This window comes from Streptomyces sp. NPDC020875, from assembly GCF_040641415.1.
In the GTDB taxonomy this organism is placed as follows: Bacteria; Actinomycetota; Actinomycetes; order Streptomycetales; family Streptomycetaceae; genus Streptomyces.
Genome location: NZ_JBFADP010000046.1, coordinates 44279 through 65743, shown reverse-complemented (window position 1 = coordinate 65743; position 21465 = coordinate 44279). Strand labels below are relative to the sequence as shown.

At 72.4% G+C, this 21465-nt stretch carries 21 protein-coding genes; 12 read left to right on the top strand and 9 right to left on the bottom strand.

The window, feature by feature from the left end; translation table 11 throughout:
* Positions 1 to 40 precede the first annotated feature (40 nt).
* Entirely contained in the window at positions 41 to 439 is a 399-nt protein-coding gene (locus AB0G74_RS24940) for a hypothetical protein (RefSeq protein ID WP_361150151.1), read from the bottom strand.
* 729 nt (positions 440 to 1168) lie between these two features.
* Here AB0G74_RS24940 and AB0G74_RS24935 point away from each other — a divergent pair.
* Positions 1169 to 1834, top strand: coding sequence for a response regulator transcription factor (locus tag AB0G74_RS24935; protein ID WP_361150175.1), 666 nt, complete (start codon positions 1169 to 1171; stop codon positions 1832 to 1834).
* Positions 1831 to 2985, top strand: coding sequence for a HAMP domain-containing sensor histidine kinase (locus AB0G74_RS24930; RefSeq protein WP_361150148.1), 1155 nt, complete (start codon positions 1831 to 1833; stop codon positions 2983 to 2985). Before AB0G74_RS24935 ends, AB0G74_RS24930 begins: the two co-directional genes overlap by 4 nt.
* 232 nt (positions 2986 to 3217) lie before the next feature.
* On the opposite strand, the gene AB0G74_RS24925 is transcribed toward AB0G74_RS24930, so the two are convergent.
* Positions 3218 to 3655: a VOC family protein gene (locus AB0G74_RS24925; RefSeq protein WP_361150146.1), complete on the bottom strand. Its 438-nt coding sequence runs from the start codon at positions 3653 to 3655 to the stop codon at positions 3218 to 3220.
* Positions 3656 to 3756: 101 nt separating this feature from the next.
* Here AB0G74_RS24925 and AB0G74_RS24920 point away from each other — a divergent pair, with 101 nt between their 5' ends.
* From AB0G74_RS24920 to AB0G74_RS24895, 6 genes are all read left to right on the top strand, one after another.
* Positions 3757 to 4341: a TetR/AcrR family transcriptional regulator gene (locus AB0G74_RS24920; RefSeq protein WP_361150143.1), complete on the top strand. Its 585-nt coding sequence runs from the start codon at positions 3757 to 3759 to the stop codon at positions 4339 to 4341.
* A 71-nt stretch (positions 4342 to 4412) separates the two neighbouring features.
* Positions 4413 to 5174: a nitroreductase family protein gene (locus AB0G74_RS24915; protein WP_361150141.1), complete on the top strand. Its 762-nt coding sequence runs from the start codon at positions 4413 to 4415 to the stop codon at positions 5172 to 5174.
* Positions 5175 to 5285: 111 nt separating this feature from the next.
* Positions 5286 to 6470 (top strand): isoaspartyl peptidase/L-asparaginase, encoded by a 1185-nt coding sequence (locus tag AB0G74_RS24910; protein ID WP_361150138.1) that lies wholly within the window; start codon positions 5286 to 5288, stop codon positions 6468 to 6470.
* 181 nt (positions 6471 to 6651) lie between these two features.
* Positions 6652 to 7878 carry an MFS transporter gene (locus tag AB0G74_RS24905; protein WP_361150135.1) on the top strand — a complete coding sequence of 409 codons (1227 nt, stop codon included), beginning with the start codon at positions 6652 to 6654 and terminating at the stop codon, positions 7876 to 7878.
* 242 nt (positions 7879 to 8120) lie between these two features.
* The gene (locus AB0G74_RS24900) at positions 8121 to 9002 is read left to right on the top strand and encodes a universal stress protein (RefSeq protein ID WP_361150132.1); all 882 of its coding nucleotides are present in this window, start codon (positions 8121 to 8123) and stop codon (positions 9000 to 9002) included.
* Between the two features lie 274 nt (positions 9003 to 9276).
* Positions 9277 to 10821 carry a M6 family metalloprotease domain-containing protein gene (locus AB0G74_RS24895; RefSeq protein WP_361150129.1) on the top strand — a complete coding sequence of 515 codons (1545 nt, stop codon included), beginning with the start codon at positions 9277 to 9279 and terminating at the stop codon, positions 10819 to 10821.
* Positions 10822 to 10898: 77 nt separating this feature from the next.
* Here the strand turns inward: AB0G74_RS24895 and AB0G74_RS24890 are convergent, their stop codons facing one another.
* Complete coding sequence (locus AB0G74_RS24890; protein ID WP_361150127.1) at positions 10899 to 11285, bottom strand: BlaI/MecI/CopY family transcriptional regulator; 387 nt, start codon at positions 11283 to 11285, stop codon at positions 10899 to 10901.
* 111 nt (positions 11286 to 11396) lie between these two features.
* Positions 11397 to 12827: a cytochrome P450 gene (locus AB0G74_RS24885; RefSeq protein WP_361150124.1), complete on the bottom strand. Its 1431-nt coding sequence runs from the start codon at positions 12825 to 12827 to the stop codon at positions 11397 to 11399.
* Between the two features lie 545 nt (positions 12828 to 13372).
* Between AB0G74_RS24885 and AB0G74_RS24880 the strand changes: the two genes are divergently transcribed.
* Complete coding sequence (locus AB0G74_RS24880) at positions 13373 to 14734, top strand: cytochrome P450 (protein WP_361150122.1); 1362 nt, start codon at positions 13373 to 13375, stop codon at positions 14732 to 14734.
* A gap of 74 nt (positions 14735 to 14808) precedes the next feature.
* Here the strand turns inward: AB0G74_RS24880 and AB0G74_RS24875 are convergent, their stop codons facing one another.
* Genes AB0G74_RS24875 through AB0G74_RS24865 form a run of 3 tightly spaced genes read right to left on the bottom strand, consistent with a single transcriptional unit; the run spans position 14809 to position 17266 of the window.
* Positions 14809 to 15120, bottom strand: coding sequence for a hypothetical protein (locus AB0G74_RS24875; RefSeq protein ID WP_361150119.1), 312 nt, complete (start codon positions 15118 to 15120; stop codon positions 14809 to 14811).
* Positions 15117 to 15659 carry a sigma-70 family RNA polymerase sigma factor gene (locus AB0G74_RS24870; protein WP_361150172.1) on the bottom strand — a complete coding sequence of 181 codons (543 nt, stop codon included), beginning with the start codon at positions 15657 to 15659 and terminating at the stop codon, positions 15117 to 15119. The genes AB0G74_RS24875 and AB0G74_RS24870 overlap by 4 nt, the downstream gene beginning before the upstream one ends.
* A gap of 50 nt (positions 15660 to 15709) precedes the next feature.
* Positions 15710 to 17266 carry a sodium:solute symporter gene (locus AB0G74_RS24865; RefSeq protein WP_361150117.1) on the bottom strand — a complete coding sequence of 519 codons (1557 nt, stop codon included), beginning with the start codon at positions 17264 to 17266 and terminating at the stop codon, positions 15710 to 15712.
* A 172-nt stretch (positions 17267 to 17438) separates the two neighbouring features.
* Between AB0G74_RS24865 and AB0G74_RS24860 the strand changes: the two genes are divergently transcribed.
* The 3 genes from AB0G74_RS24860 (at position 17439) to AB0G74_RS24850 (ending at position 20191) form a co-directional block, all read left to right on the top strand.
* Positions 17439 to 17678, top strand: a complete 240-nt coding sequence (locus AB0G74_RS24860) for a DUF3311 domain-containing protein (protein ID WP_361150114.1) — start codon at positions 17439 to 17441, stop codon at positions 17676 to 17678.
* 168 nt (positions 17679 to 17846) lie between these two features.
* Entirely contained in the window at positions 17847 to 19976 is a 2130-nt protein-coding gene (locus AB0G74_RS24855; protein ID WP_361150111.1) for a carbon starvation CstA family protein, read from the top strand.
* A complete protein-coding gene (locus AB0G74_RS24850) occupies positions 19973 to 20191 on the top strand; it encodes a YbdD/YjiX family protein (RefSeq protein ID WP_361150109.1) in 219 nt (72 codons plus the stop codon). Before AB0G74_RS24855 ends, AB0G74_RS24850 begins: the two co-directional genes overlap by 4 nt.
* 94 nt (positions 20192 to 20285) lie before the next feature.
* Here AB0G74_RS24850 and tgmB read toward each other — a convergent pair whose 3' ends face one another.
* Both tgmB and tgmA read right to left on the bottom strand, forming a co-directional pair.
* Positions 20286 to 21215, bottom strand: coding sequence for an ATP-grasp ribosomal peptide maturase (gene tgmB, locus AB0G74_RS24845; protein ID WP_361150106.1), 930 nt, complete (start codon positions 21213 to 21215; stop codon positions 20286 to 20288).
* Between the two features lie 14 nt (positions 21216 to 21229).
* A complete protein-coding gene (gene tgmA, locus AB0G74_RS24840) occupies positions 21230 to 21421 on the bottom strand; it encodes a putative ATP-grasp-modified RiPP (protein ID WP_358827479.1) in 192 nt (63 codons plus the stop codon).
* Between the last annotated feature and the right edge of the window lie 44 nt (positions 21422 to 21465).

The window sequence follows — 21465 nt, the reverse complement described above, 5'->3', positions numbered from 1 at the left end:
GTCGGGGCTGACATGACAGAGCGTGGGGGCGTGCTCCGGATCAGCAGCGGAAGACCTGTAATTCGGCCGGGGTGGGGGTGGCCGGGGCTCTTCTGTCCTGCCGGGGGTGACCGGCGGGTGGGGTGAGGAGGTGCCCGGGGGTCCGGTGGCGCGGTGCGGCACGGGGTGCGCGGTGCGTCGCTGACGGCGCGGTCGCGGCGGGGCGGTGGGGGTCGCGGGCGCGTAAGTGGCCGAGTGGGTCGAGGGTGGGTTCACCGGCTCGGCTGTGGTGCTCCGTACCGGGTTCCGTGGTGGTTCGGAGGGTGAGGTCCTGGCCGGGGGTGCTTCCGTTGCTGATCGGGTGCGGGGTCGCGAGGGCCCCCGTCGAGGCGAGGCACGGGAAGGCGAGCAGAGCGACGGCGAGCAGGGATATCAGCGTTCGTGATGTCGTGGTCCGCATGAGGCGCCTCCCTCCGGCTGATGGGTTCGGGTTCGCGTACGCACACGTCAAGGGTTGACCAACTAAGTCAACAGAAGGTCAAGGAACACGTTAACGCCTGTTGATCATTCGTGGGACATGCAAGGACTTCGCGCGCGTCACGCGGGGGTGGTACGCCCCTTGTTGATCGGCTTCGCCGCCTTTGATGCCCGGGTGGGACACCCGGGGCGGGAGGGGTTCACCCGCCGGTGTCGGGGAGCGGGGCCGGGCAGGCGCCGCCCGGGGCGTCTCTCAGTTCGAAGTTCCACATTTCATTCGCATACGTCTGACAGAGCCCGTACCGGGCGCCCTTCCGGATGAGTCGGTCGTCGGCGTCGGTGGGGCCGATGTCGACGGCCTTGCCGGTCGCATGGGCCGTTTTCTCCGGTGTGGTGAGGAACTTCCCCGCCTTCTGCGGGCTGCCGTGGCGCCTGTCCCGGCCCAGGGGGCTATGGCGCCGATACCGCCGAGCGGTCCGTCGCCGGATCCGTCCGCCAGCGCCCCGCCGTCGCCGTCGTTCGTCATGTCACGCCTCCCGGTACTCGCGTTGCCGCCGTTGGTGTGACCAGTGAAGGGGGGCGGGCGTTCCGTGGGCGTCTCGTCATTCCGATACGTTCGCGATAGGTGACCCGTGATGTCATGGAGTCCGTCGAGCCGGAACAGCCGGCGAACCGGGAGACCGGGAGGATCGGACAGGCGGGAGCGGGCCGTATGCGGGTACTGATCGTGGAGGACGAGCCGTATCTCGCCGAGGCCGTGCAGTCGGGGCTGCGCCTGGAGGCGATCGCCGCCGACATCGCCGGGGACGGGGACACGGCGCTGGAGCGGCTGGATGTCAACGAGTACGACGTCGTCGTACTCGACCGCGATATTCCGGGGACTCATGGTGACGACGTCTGCAGGGCCGTGGTGCGGCGCGGACTGGGCTGCCGGGTGCTGATGCTCACGGCCGCGGGCGGCCTTGAGGAGAAGGTGGCGGGCTTCGGACTGGGGGCCGACGACTATCTGACCAAGCCCTTCGATCTGCCCGAGCTGGTCGTCCGGCTGCGGTCGCTGGCCCGGCGTCCCAAGGAGGGCGCTCCGCCGGTACTGGAGTACGCGGGGATCCGGCTCGACCCGTTCCGGCGGGAGGTGTACCGGGACGGCCGGTATGTGGCTCTGACCCGTAAGCAATTCGCGGTGCTGCGGTTGCTGATGGAGGCGGGGGGCGGGGTCGTCAGCTCCGAGACCCTGCTGGAACGGGCCTGGGACGAGCATGCGGACCCGTTCACCAATGCCGTGCGCATCACCATCTCCACCCTGCGCAAGAGACTGGGCGACCCGGGGGTCGTCCGCACGGTTGCCGGTGTCGGCTACCGGCTGGAGACCCGGTCGTGAACGACACCGTCGCCGACGCGCCCCGGGCCGGCGAGGACAGCCCGCTGCCGGAGTGGCGGCCCCGGCGGCTGACGGCACGGCTCCGCCTCACCCTGGGTTACGCGTTCTTCGCCGTGATCTCGGGGGTGGTGGCGCTCGCCATCATCTACGCGGTGATGTGGTCGGTGCCGAACTATCCGTTCATCGCCGCCAATCCCGGGGACGACGACTACGTCCCCAGCCGGGAGGAGATCATCGATGTACTGATCCGGGCGTCCGGGTACGCCCTGCTGTTGCTCACCGTCGTCGGGCTGGGGGGCGGCTGGGTACTCGCGGGGCAGGTGCTGAGGCCGCTTCAGCAGATCACCCGGGCCGCGGACCGGGCCGCCCGGGGATCACTCGACCACCGGGTGGGGCTGACCGGGCGACGGGACGAGTTCACCGATCTCTCCGACACATTCGACCATATGCTCGACCGTCTTCAGCGGTCGTTCGAGGCGCAGCGGCGGTTCGCCGCCAACGCCTCGCACGAACTCCGCACGCCCCTGGCGGTGAGCCGGGCGATGCTTGATGTGGCCCGAGCCGACCCGGAAGGGCAGGACATACCGGTTCTGTTGTCGCGGCTGGCCGAGATGAACCGGCGGGGCGGGGAGATCGTGGACGCCCTGTTGCAGCTCTCCGCCCTCGGGAACGCGCCGCCGCCGATGGCGCCGCTCGATCTGTCCGAGGCCGTCGAGGAGGCGCTGGAGGCGGTCCGCGAGGAGGCCGCCTCGCAAGGGGTGACGGTCGGCGCCGAGGTCCGGCCCGTGGCCGTGAACGGTCATGAGGTGCTGTTGCGGCAGCTCGTGGTGAATCTGCTGCACAACGCGGTCCGGCACAACGTTCCGGTGGGCGGCTCCCTGACCGTGACCGCGGGGCCCGATCCGGAGTCGGAGGGGTTCGCCGTGATCCGGGTGGCCAATACGGGGGCGGTGCTCGATCCGGAGGTGGTGCGCACCCTCACGGAGCCTTTTCTGCGCGCCGACGGGCGGACGACCGCGCGCAGGGGGCATGGACTGGGGCTGGCGATCGTCGCCGCGGTCGCCGAGGCGCACCACGGCGGCCTCATCCTGGCCCCCAACCCCGGTGGCGGACTGACGGTGACAGTGCGGATCCCCCATACGGGGGACTGACCGGGCGGGAGACCGACCGGGGCGCGGGCGGCTTTGCCGCCGGTACGGGGAGACGGGGACGGCGGAGTCAGACCCTTCCGGGGATGTCTCGGCCGCATGCGGGGCCACCCGGGTCAGTCCCGTTCCCCCCTCCCCCGGGGTTGCCGGGCCGGGCCGTCGGACCACTCCCCCGGCGCGCGGGCCAGGTGGTCGGGTGACGGCCGGGTACCGGCCGGACGGGGTTTGTCGCGGGTCATCCGGGAACGTGACCCTCCGTGTACTGCTCGGCGTAGGCGCCGGTCGGGGGGACCACGGTGATGATGTCGATCAGTACACCGTCCGGGCCCTCGACGATGAAGTGGCGCTGGCCGAACTCCTCGGTACGGAGGGTGAGCAGTTCGGTCAGTCCGGCGTCGCCGATGAGCCGTCGGTGTTCGGCGTCGACGTCGTCGACCTCGAAGTTCAACAGCAGTCCGCCGGTCAGGGGGGTGCGATGGCCCTCGGGGACCGTGGGGTGGGCGGAGTCGAGGAGGGCGAGCTCGTAGTGGGGGGCGTCGGGGCGGTGGAGGCTGACGTACCAATCGGCCTCGAAAGTGATCGCGAAACCGAGGTGACGGGTGTAGAAGTCGCGCGCCGCCGGGATGTCACGGGTGCCGATCACCGGGTAGAAGCCGCCGAGCTGAGTGGTCATGGCAGGGCCTTTCGTCGCTGAACCGATTTCACATACCCCCGGTATGTGAAATCCGACGTTAGCATACCCGGGGTATGTGAAATGGGAAGGGTGATCTCGCGATGGCGGAGAGCCGGGCGGAACAGCGGGCGGCGACACGGAAGGCGCTGCTCGCGGAGGGTCGGCGGCGCTTCGCCGCCGACGGTTTCCACGATGTGGTGCTGGCCGAGGTCGCCGAGGCCGTGGGGGTGACGAAGGGGGCCGCGTACCACCATTTCGCCAGCAAGGCGGGGCTGTTCCGGGCGGTGGTCTCCGAGGTCCAGGGGGAGTTGGGCGAGACGGTGGCGGCGGCGGCCGACGCGCACACCGATCCGTGGGAGCAGCTCCGGGCGGGCTGCCGGGCCTTCCTGGCGGCGGGAACCGATCCGGCCGTGCGCCGGATTCTGCTGCTGGACGCGCCGACGGTGCTGGGGTGGGACGAGTGGCGGGCCATGGACGACGCCTCGTCGGCGCGGCATCTGGCGGACGCGCTGCGGTCCCTGGTGGCCGCCGGGGTCGTGCCGGAGCAGCCGGTCGAGCCGCTCGCCCGGCTGCTCTCCGGCGCGATGAACGAGGCCGCCGTCTGGCTGGCCAGGTCCGAGGACCCCGGCGCGCTCGCCGCTACCGAGCGGGCTCTGGACCGGCTACTGGGCGGGGTGCGCCACTGAGACCGTCCGCTCACCGGACGATCATGTCCGCCCTCTCCCCGGATCGCCGGGCAGCGGGCACACTCGGGCCCATGTCCGCATCCTCCGGGCCCCTGTCGCCCGTCCCGCCCGCACCGGCCGCGCCAACGGCCTCCCCCGCCGCCCCCGAGCGGTGGATCCCGACCCACGGCGATCCCTACCGGCCGGTTCCCTACCGGCCCGAGCGGATCCCCGCCGACGAGTCGCTCGCCCGGGCGGCCCGGCTGCGGCTCCGGATGGACGAACGGCGTACGGTACGGCAGTTCGCCCCCGATCCGGTGCCGATGGACGCGGTCCGGGACGCCATAGCCTGCGCGGCGACCGCGCCGTCCGGTGCGCATCAGCAGCCGTGGACGTTCGCCCTGGTCCGGGACCCGGAGACCCGGCGGCGGATCCGGGAGGCCGCCGAGGAGGAGGAGCGCGTCTCCTACGAGGGCCGGCTGGGCGAGGAGTGGCTGGCGGCACTGCGCCCGCTGGGCACCGACGAGGTGAAGACGCATCTGACCGACGCGCCCACCCTGATCGTCGTCTTCCAGCAGCGCTACTGGCTGGGCGACGACGGCACCAAGCGGAAGCACTACTACGTCGACGAGTCCGTCGGGATCGCGGTCGGCATGCTGCTGACCGCCCTTCATCTCTCGGGCCTGGCGGCGCTGGTGCACACCCCGAGTCCGATGCGCTTCCTCGGCGAGGCCCTGGGGCGTCCGGCGAACGAGAAGGCGTTCGCGGTGATCCCGGTGGGTTATCCGGCGGCCGACTGCCAGGTACCCGATCTGGTCCGAAAATCACTCGATCAGGTGATGATCGAGATCTAATTGACCACTCGCGAGGACATGAACATGTCACCGCGAGTAGAGTGCGGCGCGACCAAACGGCCGGTGCGCCCCGCCGGAGAGGCGGGGCACGTCCCGTGACGAGGAGCGCCCGTGTCCCGTAGATCCGCCATCTCCTGGCTGCCGTCCGCCCTGCTCGCCGTGGCGACCGTCGCGGCGCTGATCGCCGTCCCACGGTCGCAGCCGGTCGGCGAGCCGGTTGGCGCGACGGCCCACGCGGACCATTCGGTGGGGGCGGCCCGGGTCGAACGGATTCGTACGGCACCGGGTCCGGGCCAGCCGCCGCCGGGCGGGAAGGCCCGGCCCGACGCCCATGACGTGGTACTCGCCGTACACGGCGGGGCGGGTGCTGCACTGGACCGGGAGACCACGACCCCGGCCCGGGAGAAGGCGTACCGCGACGGTCTGGCGGCGGCGCTGCGGGCCGGGCAGCACGTGCTCGACAAGGGCGGGACGAGTGTGGCCGCGGTCGCGGCGGCGGTACGGAAGCTGGAGGACGACCCCCTGTTCAACGCGGGCAAGGGCGCCGTGTTCAACGCGGACGCCGGGCACGAGCTGGACGCCTCCGTGATGCGTGGCTCCGATCTCGCGGCGGGCGCGGTCGCCGGGGTGCGCGGACTGCGCAACCCGGTGGACGGGGCGCGGCTGGTGATGGAGAAGTCCAAGCACGTCCTGCTCGCGGGTGAGGGCGCCGACGACTTCGGCGCCCGGCACGGGCTGGCCACCGTCACCCAGGACTACTATTGGACCCAGGCCCGCTGGGATGCCCTGATACGGGCCAAGGAGGCGGAACGCGGGTCGAAGACGGCGGCCCGCTCCCCGGAGGCCCTGGCCGACGAGCAGTCCCGGGGGACGGTCGGCGCGGTGGCGGTCGACCGCGAGGACGATGTCGCCGCGGCCACGTCGACGGGCGGGATGACCAACAAGCTGCCGGGCCGGATCGGGGATTCCCCGCTGATCGGCGCCGGTACCTATGCCAGGAACGCGACCGCGGCGGTCAGCGCGACCGGCGCGGGCGAGTACTTCATCCGGGGCGCGGCGACGTCGACGGTCTCCGCCCTGATGGAGTTCAAGGGGCTGGGTGTGGCGGCGGCGGCGTACGAGGTGGTGGTGGAGCGGCTGCCGCGGCTGGGCGGTACGGGCGGGGTGATCGCCCTGACCCGCGACGGGGTCTTCGACGCCCCGCACAGCAGCCCCGGCATGCTGCACGGCTATCTCACGGAGGACGGCGACGTGGTGACGAAGATCTTCCCGGACGAGTCGCCCGCGAACACCTGACGCGACCGGACCGGGGCCGGGGCCGCGGCGGCACGGGGCGGTGGCGGTGGCGGTGGCGGTGGCGGTGGCAGGAACGCGACATCGCCGTCGGGTGTGACGGTGGTGTCGCGGAGCTGCCGGAAAGATCCCGGCCGGACCGCTGGACTGAGGGGCGTCAGCCCATCGCCTCAGGACGGGATCCATGTCCGCACCCACCGCACCTTCGTCGTCCCTGCCCGCCCACCGCTCCCCCGCCGGTACCGCGGACCGTCCGCCGCGGCCCGGCGGTTGGCCCGCGGTCGTCGCCGTCGCCCTCGGGATCTTCGCCGTCGTCACCACCGAGATCCTGCCCATCGGTCTGCTGACCGCCATCGGCGGCGATTTCACCGTCTCCGACGGCACGGCCGGGCTGACGATGACCCTGCCGGGGCTGCTGGCCGCGGTGGCGGCGCCGCTGGTGACGGTGGCGACGGGCCGTCACGACCGGCGGCGGATGCTGGTGTTCTTCCTGCTCCTGCTGGTGATCGCCAACGCGCTGGCCGCCACGGCGACCGGATACGGGGCCGTCCTGGTCTCGCGCGTCCTGGTGGGAGTGGTGATCGGCGGCTTCTGGTCGGTCGGCGCCGGGCTCGCCCCCCGGCTGGTCCCGGGGCCGTCCGCCGGGCGGGCGACCGCGGTGATCTTCTCGGCGGTGCCGCTGGGGTCGGTGCTCGGGGTGCCGCTGGGCACCCTGATCGGTGACGCGTACGGGTGGCGTACCGCCTTCGGCGCGATGGCCGTATGCACGCTCGGGGCGCTGGTCCTGCTGGTGGTGACGGTGCCTCGGCTGCCCGCCGGCGCGCCCACCCGGGGTGCGGTGCTGCGGGAGGCCCTGCGCCGCCGGGGCACGAGGGCCGCCCTGCTGTTCACCGTGCTGATCGTGCTCGGGCACTTCGGCGCCTACACCTATGTCACCCCGTTCCTGGAGGAGGTCACCGGGGCCGGGCCGCCGGCGGTGACGCTCTGTCTGCTCGGTTTCGGCGCGGCGGGCATCGCGGGGTCGTTCGCGGGCGGCGCCCTGGTGGAGCGGGCGCCGCGGGCGGCCTTCGCCGGGGCGGGTGCCCTGCTGGCCGCCGCCGTGCTCGCCCTGCCGGTGCTCGGCGGTGTGCCGGGGGCGGCTCCCGTCCTGCTCCTGGTGTGGGGCGCCGCGTACGGGGCGGTACCCGTCTGCTCCCAGCGATGGTTCGCCCGGGCCGTACCGGACGCGCCCGAGGCGGCGTCCGTACTGTTCACGACATCGTTTCAGGCGACGATCTCCCTCGGCGCGCTCGTTGGCGGCGCCGCGGTCGACGGTCACTCGCCGTCGGCGGCCCTGGTACTCGGCGGAACGACGGCCGTCCTGATGGTGCTCGCCGTCGCCGGGTACGGCCGCGGGCGCGCGAGCGAGTGAACGGGCGCACCGAACGGAGGGTCCCGGCCGGTGCCGCGCCGGGGGCCGGGAGCCCGGTTCCGGCCCGGTCCGGCCCCGCCGGCGCGGTCGCCGTACGGAATGGACTTCGCACCCTCCGATGTCAGGGCTGTTCGGCCCCCCGGACACGGACGTTCGGCCCGTGCGGGTCCGGGCGCGCGGGCCGAGACTGGAGACGGGGGATACGGCCAGTGCGGCGCACGAGGAAGAACGGAAGTGCTGTGATGAACGGTCCGGTCGTGGTCGGTGTGGACGGCTCGAAGTCGGCGCTCGGGGCGGTGGAGGTCGCGGCGCGGGCGGCGCGGCAGCGCGGCGTCGGGCTCCATGTGGTGCACGCCTTCATCTGGCCCGCGATGCGGGTACCCCTCGGCCCGTCGCCCAGCGGGCCCCGGGACGGCGGACTGCGCAACGCGGCCGAGCGGCTGCTCTCCGAAGCCGTGGACCACGCCCGGGAGACCGAGCCGGGGATCGCCGTCACCCAGGACCTGGTCACCGGCGAGCCGCTGACCGTGCTGGAGGCGCAGTCGCGGGACGCGTCCCTGGTCGTGGTGGGCAGCCGGGGCATGGGCGGGTTCATCGGTCTGCTGGTCGGATCGACGGCGGTACATCTGGCCGCGCACGGCCGGTGTCCGGTGCTGGTGGTACGCGGCGACACCCAGGCGGCCGGGCCGGTCGTGGTCGCGGTCGACGGCTCGCCGGAGTCCGACGCGGCCGTCGGTTTCGCCTTCGCCGAGGCGTCGGCGCGCGGGGCCGAACTGGTGGCCGTGCACGCGTGGAACACCTGGACCGAACGGGGTGACGACGACCCCGGATACCCGGAGAACCTGGTCGACGGCATCGACCGGATGCGGGCGGCGGAGGAGCGGCTGCTGGCGGAGGCGCTCGCCGGGCACCAGGACCGTCATCCGGATGTCACCGTCCATCGGCGGCTGGTGGAGAACCGGATCCGGCAGGCCCTGATCGAGGCGACGGAGCAGGCGCAGCTGCTGGTGATGGGGGCCCGGGGCCGTGGTGGTTTCACCGGGCTGCTGCTGGGGTCGGTCAGCCAGGCGCTGCTGCACCATGCGCACTGCCCGGTCGCGGTGGTCCGCGGCGACCAGCCGTGACCCTCGGCTGACCCGCGTGCCGGGAGCCCGCCGCCCGTCTCGGGCGGCGGGCTCCAACGTGTGCCGGGGACGTCCGGGGCGGGTCCGCGCGGGGCGTGCCCCGGCGTACGGGGGTCGTACGGCCGTGGGTTCCGGACTCCTCGGGCCGGGGACACTCCGGGCCAACCGGTCGACCCGGGCGGGGGCCCGTCCCTACGATGCGTTCGGTTGGTCCGTTTCCTTTGTCCCACCACCGGCCGGCCGCGACCGTCCGGTGTCCTCCGGGGGGTTTCGCATGTCCGAGCAGCGCCATCAGCATGTCCACGGTCCGGTCGACGGTGATTCCGGCCGGCGGGGAGTGACGGCGGTCAGGTCCGACTTCTGCGCCGTACCGCCGAGTCCGCGGCTGCGGGCGGCGTACGCGACCCGGCCCGCCGACGGTTCGGGGCCGCAGCTGACACCGGCACCGCCGGGTCTGGCTTGGTCCGGGTTCGACGACGGGACCATCAAGCCGGCGGAGTCGTATCCCCCCGACACACCCCGGTTCACCGTGATGTCGGCCGCCGCCGACCGGGCCCCGCTGCGCGGACCGGTCCGGGTGGCCGTCGTCCTCGCCGACTTCGACGACCGGCCGATGGGGGCCGGGCGACAGCACTTCGAGGATCTGTTCTTCTCGCTCGGTGTGCTGCCCAAGGGCAGTGTCCGGGAGTACTTCCGCGAGGTCACCAACGGTCTGGTCGATATCGTCGGGGAGGTCGTGGGGCCGCTGCGGCTGTCGCGGACCCTGGCCTGGTACGCCAACGGCAACTCGGGTGTGGGCAACCCCGAGGGCGAGCCGCGGGCCCGGACGATGGCCGAGGACACGGCCCGGGCCGCCGATCCGCTGATGGACTTCGCGCCGTACGACAACGACGGCAACGGCTTCGTCGACGCGTTCATCGTGGTGCACGCGGGTACCGGCGGCGAGACCAGCGGGGACGGCGGGGACCTGTGGTCGCACAAGTGGCTGCTGCCGTCCGCGTACGACGCCGACGGGACGCGGATCTACGCCTATCTGACGATCCCGGAGGACGCCCGGATCGGGGTGGCCGCCCATGAGCTGGGGCATCTCGTCTTCGGTTTCCCCGATCTGTACGACACCGACGGCTCGTCCGAGGGCGTCGGGGACTGGTGTCTGATGGCGGGCGGCGCCTGGGGCGGTGACGGTGATGTGCCGGTCCATCCGTCGGCCTGGTGCAAGGTGCGGCAGGGCTGGGCGTCGGAGACGGTGGTCACCGACGGCGGGGCGGTCTCCTTCGAGGAGATGAAGACGTCCCGTACGGCCCACCGGCTGTGGACCGGTGGGGCCGTCGGGAGCGAGTACTTCCTGGTGGAGAACCGGCAGCGGACCGGTTACGACGAGTCGCTGCCGGCGGGCGGGCTGCTGGTGTGGCATGTCGACGAGAGCCGTCAGGACAACGCCGACGAGAGCCGGTACAAGGTCAGGCTCGTCCAGGCCGACGCACTGGGCGATCTGGAGGGCGCCAGGAACCGGGGCGACGCGGGTGACCCGTTCCCCGGGAGCGAGAACAACACGGCGCTCACGGCGGAGAGCAAGCCGGGGTCGCAGACGTACGCGGGCAGGGACAGCGGGGTGTCGCTCACCGGGATCTCGGCCTCCGGGCCGGTGATGACGGCGACCGTGTCGGTGACGGCCCCCGCCGCACCCGACTCGTCCGCCGCACCCGCCGGGCCCGAGGCGGGCGCTCCCCCGGCCGTGCCGGTCGTGCCCGCCGCGTCCCCCGCCCCTGCGGGGGAATCGCTGTCCGCCGCCGGGACCTCGGTGGCGCCGGGCGTCTGAGCGCCCGCCCCGTGTCGTAGGCGCCCCAACGGTTTCGGGGGCGTACGACACGGGTCGTACGCCCCCGGGGCGGCGGGTCAGGGCGGGGTCGCGGGCGGTTCGGCCCGGCTGCCGAGGATGCGTAACGCCTCTTCGAAGGCGGTGCGCTGATCCGCCGTCATCCGGCCGAGGAAGGCCACCAGGGTGTCGGCGCGGCGGCCGCCGTGCGACCACGCCTCGTCCATGAGGGCGGCGGCGTAGTCGGCCCGGGTGGCGACGGCCGTATAGCGGTAGGCGCGGCCGTCGAGTTCCCGGCTCAGCAGGCCCTTGCGGTGGACCTTGTCCATCACGGTCATGACGGTCGTATAGGCGATGGTCCGCTCGCGGCGGAGTTCGACCATGACCTCCCGGACGGTGACGGGCCGGTCGAGGCGCCACACCCGGGTCATCACGGCGTCTTCAAGTTCTCCCAGTTGTCCCTTCACGGAAACCACACTAAAGAGCGGAGGCGACCACCCCGACCGGTTTTCCGATTGTCACCACTTTCCGCCCGTCCGCGTGTTCCGCCGGGACTCCGGTAGCCCGGCGGGAGCGTGTCATCCGCCGAACAGCCTGCGCCACCAGGAGGCGCGCGGGGCGGGCGTGCCCGGGGCCGCCGTAGGGACGGGGGGCACGGCGGGCGCGGCCTCGGGCAGGGGTTGCGCCACGGGCGCGGCGGGGATGTCGAGCGGGGGCTGCGCGGTCTCCCGGGGGCTGGCCCGGGGGAAGCGTACGGGCAGCCGGTCGAGCCGGGCGGACATCCAGGTGGCGGTCATCGTCAGCTCGGCGTCGGAGACGGCGAGTTCGATCTCGGGCATCCGGCCGAGCAGGGCGTCGATACCGGTATCGGCGACGGCCCGGCCGATGTCGATACCGGGGCACTCATGGGGTCCGCTGCCGAAGGCGAGATGGGAGCGGTTGCCGTGCATGGGTGCCTTGAGGTCGGGCCGGATCTCCGGGTCGACGTTGCCTGCGGCGATCCCGAGCATCACCATGTCCCCGGTGCGGATCTCCTGTCCGCCGAGGACCGTGTCGCCGAGGGCCCAGCGGGTGGGGATCACCGCGAGCGGCGGCTGGTCCCACAGCACCTGGTCGAGGGCGTCCGGCAGGGTCATCTGGCCACCCGACAGATTGCCCCGGAAGCGGGGGTCCGTGAGCACCATCCTCAGGGTGTTGGCCACCAGGTTGGAGGTGGTGACATTGCTGACGGTCAGGGCGTGCCGGACGTGTTCGGCGACCTCGTCGTCGGTCAGGGCCCCGTCGTGCTCGATGAGCCAGCTGATCAGGTCCTTGTCGGGGTTCTCCCGCTTGAGCGCGACCATTTCCCGCATCGTCGTCATCACGTACTCGTTGCTGCGGACGGCGCTCTCGCTGCCGGAGACCATGTCGCGGACGGCGTCGCCGAGGGGGATGCCGTACTCCTCGGGGATACCGCAGAGCCTGGCCATCACCAGGATCGGCAGCCGGTCGGCGAACTCGGTGACCAGGTCGGCCTCGCCGCGGGTGATGAACGCGTCGATCAGCTGGTGGGTGAGACGGACGATATGGCGGCGGACGCCGTGGCGGTTGAACCGGCCGAGGGCGGTGGTGATGGCGCCGCGCAGCCGGGCGTGCTCCTCGCCGTCGACGAAGGCGAGCAGCGGCTGCCAGGCGGTGACGGGCAGCAGTGGGGAGTCGGCGGAGAGCCTCCCCTCCTTCATGGCGCTCCAGTTGCGGGAGTCGGCCGTGAAGAGGGAGGGGGTCCGCATCACCTCCAGATTCTCCCGGTGGCCGAGTACCAGCCAGGCGGATACGTCGCCGGGGAGGAGGACCGGGGCGACGGCGCCGTGTTCGCGGCGGAGCCGTTCGTACAGCTCGTAGGGGGAGCCCTCGGCCTCGCGTCCGTAGACCCGGCGGACGGGGGTGCCCTCCAGTCCGTGTGCGGGACATCCCTGGGGTGGCACGGTCGCGGTCCTGGTGAAGGGCTGCTCGGTGTGCGGGTTGCTCATGGTGCCTCCGGGAGACGACGGCGGGGTACGCGGGCGCGGCGGGTCCGGGTACGGGGTCGGGGGGTGGGTGGCGCGTCGTGGGGTCACCTCGGCAAGGGAGGGCCCGCGCGGCAGCCCGCAGCTTAGTGCGGCGCCGGGGGCGGGGGCGGCGGATCCGGTGAATCGTCCGCGATCTTTCCCGTGCCGGTTTCGGGGTGGTGCGTGCGTTCGGGACAAATATGGTCGAGCGCGGAGAGCGAGGGCACATCCGATCGAAGTACCACGGGTCGCCATCACTCCTCGAACTACCGTACGGAGTGGGGTAGTGGTGTTCCGGAGATGCCGTGGAACCTCTCCCACGAGCGGGCTCCCGGTGATGTGATCTCCTCGGCACCCCGGGTGGCGCGGCACCCCGGCCGGTGGGTGCGCGGATGGCCGTCAAGGGGTTGCGGTCGTCGATTCCCTGTCCGGGTTTCGCCGGTTTCGTTCGACGCGCTGTGAGTTTCCGCGGGATTTTCGAGTTCTTCTGAGTTTCTTCGAGTTCGTGGATTGGTTGGGGGTTCGTGGTGGCAGAGGTTTCACGGTCGACCGGGACGAGTTCGGTACCGCGCGCGCCCGGGGCGCTTCCGCTGATCGGGCACGCCCTGCGGCTCTGGCGCGATCCGCTCGGTCTGCTGAACTCACTGGGCCGGTACGGCGATCTGGTCCGGCTGGACGTGGGCACGCTCCCGGTCTATGTCGCGACCTCGTCGGAGCTGGTCTACGAGATCCTGACGGCCAAGGGGCGGAGCTTCGAGAAGGGACGGTTCTTCGAACGGCTGCGGCCGCTGGCGGGCAACGGGCTGGCCACCGCGGACGGCGAGTACCACCGCAGGCACCGCAGGCTGATGCAGCCGATGTTCTCCCGGCAGCACATCGAGGAGTACTCGGGAACGATGAGCCGCAAGGCGGCCGAGCTGGTGGAGTCGTGGCGGCCCGGCCAGCGGATCGAGGTCGAGCGGGTGATGAGCACCTACGCCGTTGAGACGCTGGCGTCGACCATGTTCTCGACGGACTTCGGGCGGCCCGCGGTGGCGGCGGTCCGGGACAATCTGCCGGTCCTCCTCAACCATCTGCTGGTACGGGCGGCCTCGCCGCGGCTGCTGGACCGGATCCCGATCCGCCCCAACCGGGACTTCGACGCGGCCGCGGCCCGGCTGCGCGCGGTGATCGACGAGACGATCCTCGGCGCCCGCGACGGCGCCGCTCCGGAGCGGGGCGATCTGCTGTCGCTGCTGCTGGCGGCCCGGGACGCGGAGGACGACGGGCGGCTGGACGACACGGAGATCAGGGACGAGCTGAGTACGATCCTCTTCGCCGGGGTGGAGACGACGACGGCGGCCCTGTCGTGGACGCTGGCCGAACTCGGCCGCCACCCGGAGGCGGAGGCGGCGGTCGCCGCCGAGGTGCGCTCGGTGGTCGGCGACGGGCCGGTGACGATCGGGGACGTACCACGGCTGCCCGCGTTGCGCCGGGCGCTGGACGAGGCGATCCGGCTGCACAGCGTGACCCTGCTGATGCGGCGCAGTACCGAGCCGGTGGAGCTGGCCGGATACCGGCTGCCCTCGGGGACGGAGATCGCGTTCAGCCTGTACGCGATCCACCGGGACGGGCGGGTGTACGAGAATCCGGAGGCGTACGACCCCGACCGCTGGCTGCCGGAGCGTCAGCGGGCGGCCGGGCTGGGGCGGGAGGCGTACATCCCGTTCGGGGCGGGCAGCCGGAAATGCATCGGGGACCTCTACACCTATACGGAGGCGACGATCGCGCTGGCGACGATCCTGGCGCGGTGGCGGCTGGTCCCGGCGGACGGCGCCGGGCCCCGTGAGGTGGCGTCCACGATCCCCCGGGCCGAGGGGGCGACGATGGTGGTCACATCCCGGGAGTGAGGGGCGCGCCGGTCACGGCCGTACGGATGAGCCGCCGCCCGTGGCCTCTCGCGTGGTGCGGGAACGGGAGGCGGTCAACGGGGTCCGGGCGACGCGGGGGCGGAGGGGCCGGGCGGGTCGTCGTGGAAGGTGCCGCCGGATCCGGCGGGCGCCGCGTTGAGTACCTGGAGTCCGGCGAGTACGGCGAGGGCGAAGACGGTGACGACCAGGAGGGTGAGCATCAGACGCCGGCGGCGTTCGCGCCGCCGCCAGGTGCCGCGGGCGGTCCGGTACGCGTCGGGGGCGGCGTGCACCCCGCCCGCGAGAGCCTCCATCGCCTCGCGGAGCCGGTCCTCGGTGTCGTGGGTGTCCGGGCCGTTCGCGGGCCCGGTGGGGCGGCTGTTCATCGGCGGTTCTCCATGACCTGGGACAGTGCGGCGATCCCGCGCGCGGTGTGGGTCTTGACCGAACCCGGTGAGATGCCCATGGCCTCGGCTATCTCCCCCTCCTTGAGTCCCATCCAGTGCCGCAGTACCAGCGCCTCGCGCTGGCGGGGCGGCAGTTTCCGCAGGGCGTGGATCAGTGCCCGCTGGTCGTCGTGGAGGAGGGCGGTGTGTTCGGCCGAGGCGACGGCGGCGGGCTCCGGGCCGCTGTCGGTGGTGCGGGTGTGGCGGCGGACGACCTGGAGGTGGCGGATCCGCATCCGGGTCAGATTGCAGACGACGGAGCGCAGATACGACTCGGCGCTCTCGGCGCTGCGCAGCTTGCGCCAGCGGCGGTACAGCTCGTAGTACGCCTCGGCGACGATGTTCTCCGGGTCGTCGGCGCCCAGCAGGGTGGCGAGCCTCAGCATCGAGGTGTAGTGGAGCTCGAACAGCCGGGCGAGGGCGGCCTCGCGTTCGGTGTCGCCGTCGTCGGCGACGGCCGGGGCGGCGCCGGTGACCACGGGGGGCTGGGCGGGGGCCGTCAGGGTGCGCGCGGCGCGCGGGGTCCGTCTCACGGGGTGCTCCGTCCCGGGTCGGCTCGGGGTGCGGGCGCCGGGCCGGGGGCCGGGGCGCGGCGTCCGGGCAGGGCGGAGGCGGCGGCGGTGACGGCGGCGTTGAGGACGAGGGCGGCGAGTCCCGCGTACACCTCGGGCGGGGCGCCGCCCGTACCGGGGAGGATCGCGGGGAGAGGGATCACGGACGAGAAGCCCTCACGGACGACGGCCAGGGTGCCGAACGCCATGCCCGCCGCCCAGCCCGCGAGCAGGGGCCCCGGCCTGGGCCGCCGGGCGTACAGGCCGAGGACGACGGCGGGGAGTATCTGGAGGATCCAGACGCCGCCGAGCAGCTGGAGGTTGACGGCGGCCTGGTCGCGGAGGCCGAAGACGAAGGCGACGGCGCCCGCCTTGGCGGTGAGGGAGACCGTACGGGCGATCCGTACCTGGTGTTTGGGGGTGGCGGTGGGCTGGATCCGGGCCACGTACACATTGCGGACGAAGAGGGTGGCCGCGGCGACCGACATCACGGCGGCGGGGACCAGGGCGCCGACGGTGATGGCGCCGAGGACGAGTCCGGCGAGCGGGGCGGGCATCAGCCGTTCCACGAGCAGGGGTACGGCGGATTCGGCGGCGCCGGGCGGGGTGCGGATCCCGGCGGCGACGGCGGCGATCCCGAGCAGGCCGAAGACGGCGAGGACGGCGGTCCAGGCGGGCAGGGCGATGGTGGCGCGGCGCAGGGCGCGGGGGCCCGAGGCGGCGAAGCCGACGGTGAGGACATGGGGGTACATCAGCAGGGCGAGGGCGGAGCCGAGGGCGAGGGTGGCGAAGGCGGGCTGCTGGCCCGCCGTCAGCAGCAGGGCCGTGTCGGGGTCGTGGCCGTGGGCGGCGCGTTCGGCGGCGGCGGAGGCGAAGACCCCGCCGGGGCCGCCGAACCGGTCGAGGACCAGCCAGACCAGGGCGATCACGGAGGCGAGTACGGCGGCCCCTTTGAAGCCGGAGATCACGGCGGGGGCGCGGAGGCCGTGCCGGTAGGTGGCGACGGCGAGTCCGGCGAAGAGGGCGACCATCAGCAGATCGGCGGCGGCCGAGGCGGCCGGGGTCAGCCCTCCGGCGTCCAGGACGGCGCGGATGCCGAGGAGCTGGAGGGCCAGATAGGGCATGGTCGCGAGGATGCCGGTGAGGGCGACGGCGAGTTCGAGCGCCGGGGAGCCGTAGCGGGCCCGGACCAGGTCGGCGACGGTGACGCTGCCGGTCTCCCGGGCCGCCGACCAGAGCCGGGGCAGCAGGACGAAGGCCAGCGGGCAGACGATGACGGTGTAGGGGACGGCGAAGAAGGCCAGCGCGCCGTTCCCGTAGGCGAGGCCGGGGACCGCGGTGAAGGTGTACGCGGTGAAGATCGTGCCGCCGAGCAGCAGCCAGGTCCAGCCGGGGCCGAGGCCGCGGTCGGCGAGGGCCCAGCCGTCGAGGGAGGGCAGGGTGTCGGCGGCGCGCAGCCTCGGGGCGGCCGCGGCCAGCAGGGACGCGGCGCCGACGACGGCGGCGAAGGCCGCGGCGACGGCGGTCGCGCTCATCGTCCACCCCCTTGGCCCGGGTCACCGGCGCGACCGGTCCCGTCCGAGTACTCGTCTCCGCTGCCGGGGGAAATCCCCCGGTCGTCCCTGTCAACCGAACCGCGGTGACCGGCAACTCTTGCACAGACCGGCCGGAACACCGAGCCCGCCGGCGGACAAGTGCGGAGGAACCATGGCAGGAGAGGTACGGCGGGCCGGGGGTCCGCCGAACCGGACGCGGCGTGTCCTGGCCTCGGTGGTCCTGTTGGCGCCGGTGGTCGCGCTGCTGTGGGTGCCGTCGTACGCCACCGGGCGGCCCTCGCTCGCGGGGGTTCCGTTCTTCTACTGGTACCAGCTCGCGTGGGTGCCCGGCTGTTCGCTGGGGCTGCTGGCGGCGCATCTGCTGACGCGGCCGCGCCGTTCGCCGCTGTGAGCCGTCGGTCCGCCCGGCGGAGTCCGTCCGCCGGAACCCGTCCCCGGGTGGTCCCGCCACCCTGTCCCCTTTTTCCCTTCTTCCCCTTGAATCCCCTGACCGCCCTTGTTTTCTCGACTCGCTTCGCCTTTCCGTCGTAGCCGTTTCACGTCATGTCAAGGAGCCCGTGTGTCCCGCTCCCCCGTTTCGCCGCTCCGGGCGAATCCGAAATCGATCCTGATCTGGACCTCCGTCGCCGTCGTCGGCGCCCTGTGCTGGGGTGTTCTGGCGCTCTCGCGCGGTGAGGAGATCTCGGCCGTCTGGCTGGTGGCCGCCGCGCTGGGTTCGTACGCCATCGCCTACCGCTTCTACTCTCGTTTCGTCGTCGACCGGGTTCTGAAGCCGGACGACACCCGGGCCACGCCCGCCGAGCGGCTGGAGGACGGTGTCGACTACCAGCCCACCGACCGGCGGGTGCTGCTCGGTCACCACTTCGCCGCGATCGCGGGCGCCGGGCCGCTGGTGGGCCCGGTGCTGGCGGTGCAGATGGGCTATCTGCCGGGGACGATCTGGATCGTGTTCGGTGTCATCTTCGCCGGCGCGGTCCAGGACATGGTGGTGCTCTTCCTGTCGATGCGGCGGGACGGCAAGAGCCTCGGGCAGATGGCCCGGGAGGAGATCGGCAAGGTCGGCGGCACGGCCGCGCTGATCGCCGTCTTCGCCATCATGATCATTCTGCTGGCGGTGCTGGCGCTGGTCGTGGTGAACGCGCTGGCGCATTCGCCGTGGGGCACCTTCTCGGTGGCGATGACCATTCCGATCGCCCTCTTCATGGGGTTCTATCTGCATATCCTGCGGCCGGGCCGGGTGCTGGAGACCAGTCTCATCGGCGTCGCGCTGCTGCTGCTGGCGATCGTGGGCGGCGGCTGGATCCAGGAGTCGTCGCTGGCCGACACCTTCACCCTGAGCCCGAAGACGCTGGTGTTCTGTCTGGTGGCGTACGGATTCGTGGCCTCCGTGCTCCCGGTGTGGATGCTGCTGGCGCCCCGGGACTACCTCTCCACCTTTATGAAGATCGGCACCATCGCCCTGCTGGCGCTCGGGGTGGTCTTCGCGGCGCCCTCGCTCCAGGCGGACGCCGTGACCAAGTTCGCCTCGACCGGTGACGGTCCGGTCTTCGCGGGCTCCCTCTTCCCGTTCCTCTTCATCACCATCGCCTGCGGAGCGCTCTCCGGCTTCCACGCCCTGGTCTCGTCGGGCACCACGCCGAAGCTGATCGCCAAGGAGTCCCAGGTCCGGGCGATCGGTTACGGCGCCATGCTGATGGAGTCGTTCGTCGCCGTGATGGCGCTGATCGCCGCGGCGGTGCTCGACCCGGGGCTCTACTACGCGATGAACGCGCCCGCCGGGCTGCTGGGCGATTCGGTGGAGTCGGCGTCGGCGGCGGTGGCGAATCTGGGGTTCACCATCTCGCCCGCCGATCTGACGGCGGCCGCCGAGGCCGTGGAGGAGTCCACTCTCGTCGCCAGGACCGGTGGCGCGCCGACGCTCGCGGTCGGTATGGCGCAGATCTTCTCCGATGTCATCGGCGGGGAGGGCATGAAGGCGTTCTGGTACCACTTCGCCATCATGTTCGAGGCGTTGTTCATTCTGACCACGGTCGACGCGGGCACCCGGGTGGGCCGCTTCATGCTCCAGGACATGCTGGGCAATGTGTGGAAGCCGATGGGCCGGGTCAACTGGAAGCCCGGGATCTGGCTGGCGAGCGCGCTGGTGGTCGGCGGCTGGGGGTACTTCCTCTACGCCGGGGCGACGGATCCGCTGGGCGGGATCAACCAGCTCTTCCCCTTGTTCGGGATCGCGAACCAGCTGCTGGCGGCGGTGGCGCTGACCGTGGCGACGACACTGCTGATCAAGTCGGGCCGGTTCCGGTGGGCCTGGGTGACGGGGGTGCCGCTGGCGTTCACCGTCGCGGTCACCTTCACCGCGAGCTGGCAGAAGGTCTTCTCGCCCGATCCCCGGGTGGGCTTCTTCGCCCAGCGGGACAAGTTCGCCGACGCCGCCGACGCGGGGAAGGTCCTGGCTCCGGCGAAGAGCGCCGACGACATGGACACCATCGTGCTCAACTCCACCGTGGACGGGGTGCTGATCATTCTGTTCGTCCTGCTGGTGACGGTGGTGATCGTCAACGCGGCGGTGATCTGCGTCCGTACCCTGCGGGCGCCGGAGCTGCCGCCGACCACCGAGTCCCCGTACGTCGCCTCCCGGCTCGACGCGTCGGCCGGGGCGGGGGCCGAGAAGGCGGTGGTCCGGGAATGAGCGCCCCGGCCGTCACCGCGGCCGGCCGCCGGCTGGGGGGCTGGCTGCGGACCGGGTACCGGTATCTGCGGGAGGTCAGCGGGGACTCGGCCTACGAGAAGTACCGCGACCATCACCGCAGGACCCGGCCGGACGTGCCGGTGCCGTCGCGGCGGGAGTTCCAGCGGCAGCGGGCCCGGCGGCTGGAGGAAGCCCCGCAGTCCCGCTGCTGCTGAACTCGGTTACACCCGTACGCGGCCGAACGCGCCGCCGCCCGTGCCGACGGGCGGCGGCCGTGCCCCGGGGGCCGTACCGCGAGGCGCCCCGGTCTCACTCCGCCGGAGCCGCCAGCCACTCGGCGACCGCGTCGGCCACCGGCTGTTCGGTCTCCAGTTCCACGAAGCCGAACTGGCCGCCCTGGTTGCACTCCAGGAACCACCAGGTTCCCTCGGTGTCCTCGGCGAAGTCGAAGGCACCGTAGGCGAGCTGGGCCAGCTCCATGTAGCGGACCACGGCACGGCGGACCCGGTCGGGCACCGGAACCGCGGACCAGGTGTGCCCGGTCTCCCCGTACCGGCCGTCGACCTGCCCCGGGGCGGCGACCTTACGGGCGGCGAACAGTTCGTCCCCCACCACGGTCAGCCGGATATCGGCCTCCTTGGCGATATACCGCTGGAGCAGGGTCGGCCCCGCGGCCACCTCGGAGAAGTCCGCGTCCGGCGGTACCAGGGTGGTCGGCAGCGCCATCGGGGGGTCGCTGGGCGGTTTGCCCGACACCGCCTTCACCACCACGTGCCGGTACTGGTCCGCGAACTGCCGGGCCACCTGCGGATAGGTGGTGATCACGGTCGCGGGTACCGGGAAGCCGCTGCGGTGGGCGACCCGCAGCTGCCACGGCTTCAGCCGGGCCCTGGCAGCCGCGCCGGGTTCGTTCATCCAGCGTGCGGTCGTACTGTGCAGCATGCCGTAGAGCGCCTGTCCGCTTTCGGCGGTCAGCCACGGGGAGGGTTCGGGGGCCCGCTCGGCCGGTTCGCCGGGCCTGCGCACCCAGATGGCGCGCAGGCTGTCCATGCTGACCACACGCCCGCCGGTGGACAGATAGCCGCGGAACTCGCCCCGGACGTACTCGGCGGAGAGCGTGCCCTCCCCCGGAAGGTCACCGGGGTCGAACCGGACGAGGGGAACGCCGCGTTTGTGGAGCTGCGCCACCACCATGTCCGCGGTCACGTCCTGCTCGCTGGTCAGGATCAGCACCGTCATCTTCGTTCGGGGCGTCAGTCGTCGAAGTGGGTCGCGGAACCCGCCGTCGATGTGGTGGTGCCGACCGCGGCCAGCAGAGCCCGGTCCATGATGGCGGGGCGACCGTCCGGCAGGACGTTCAGCTGGAGGGTGGCGTCGTACGAGTACTGATCGACGACGGGCGACAGCTCGGCCGGACGTGCGTAGTTCCACGCGAACGGTTTCATGCTTTTCTCCCTGCCCCGCTCGGGACTGTTCTCGGGCCACTGTG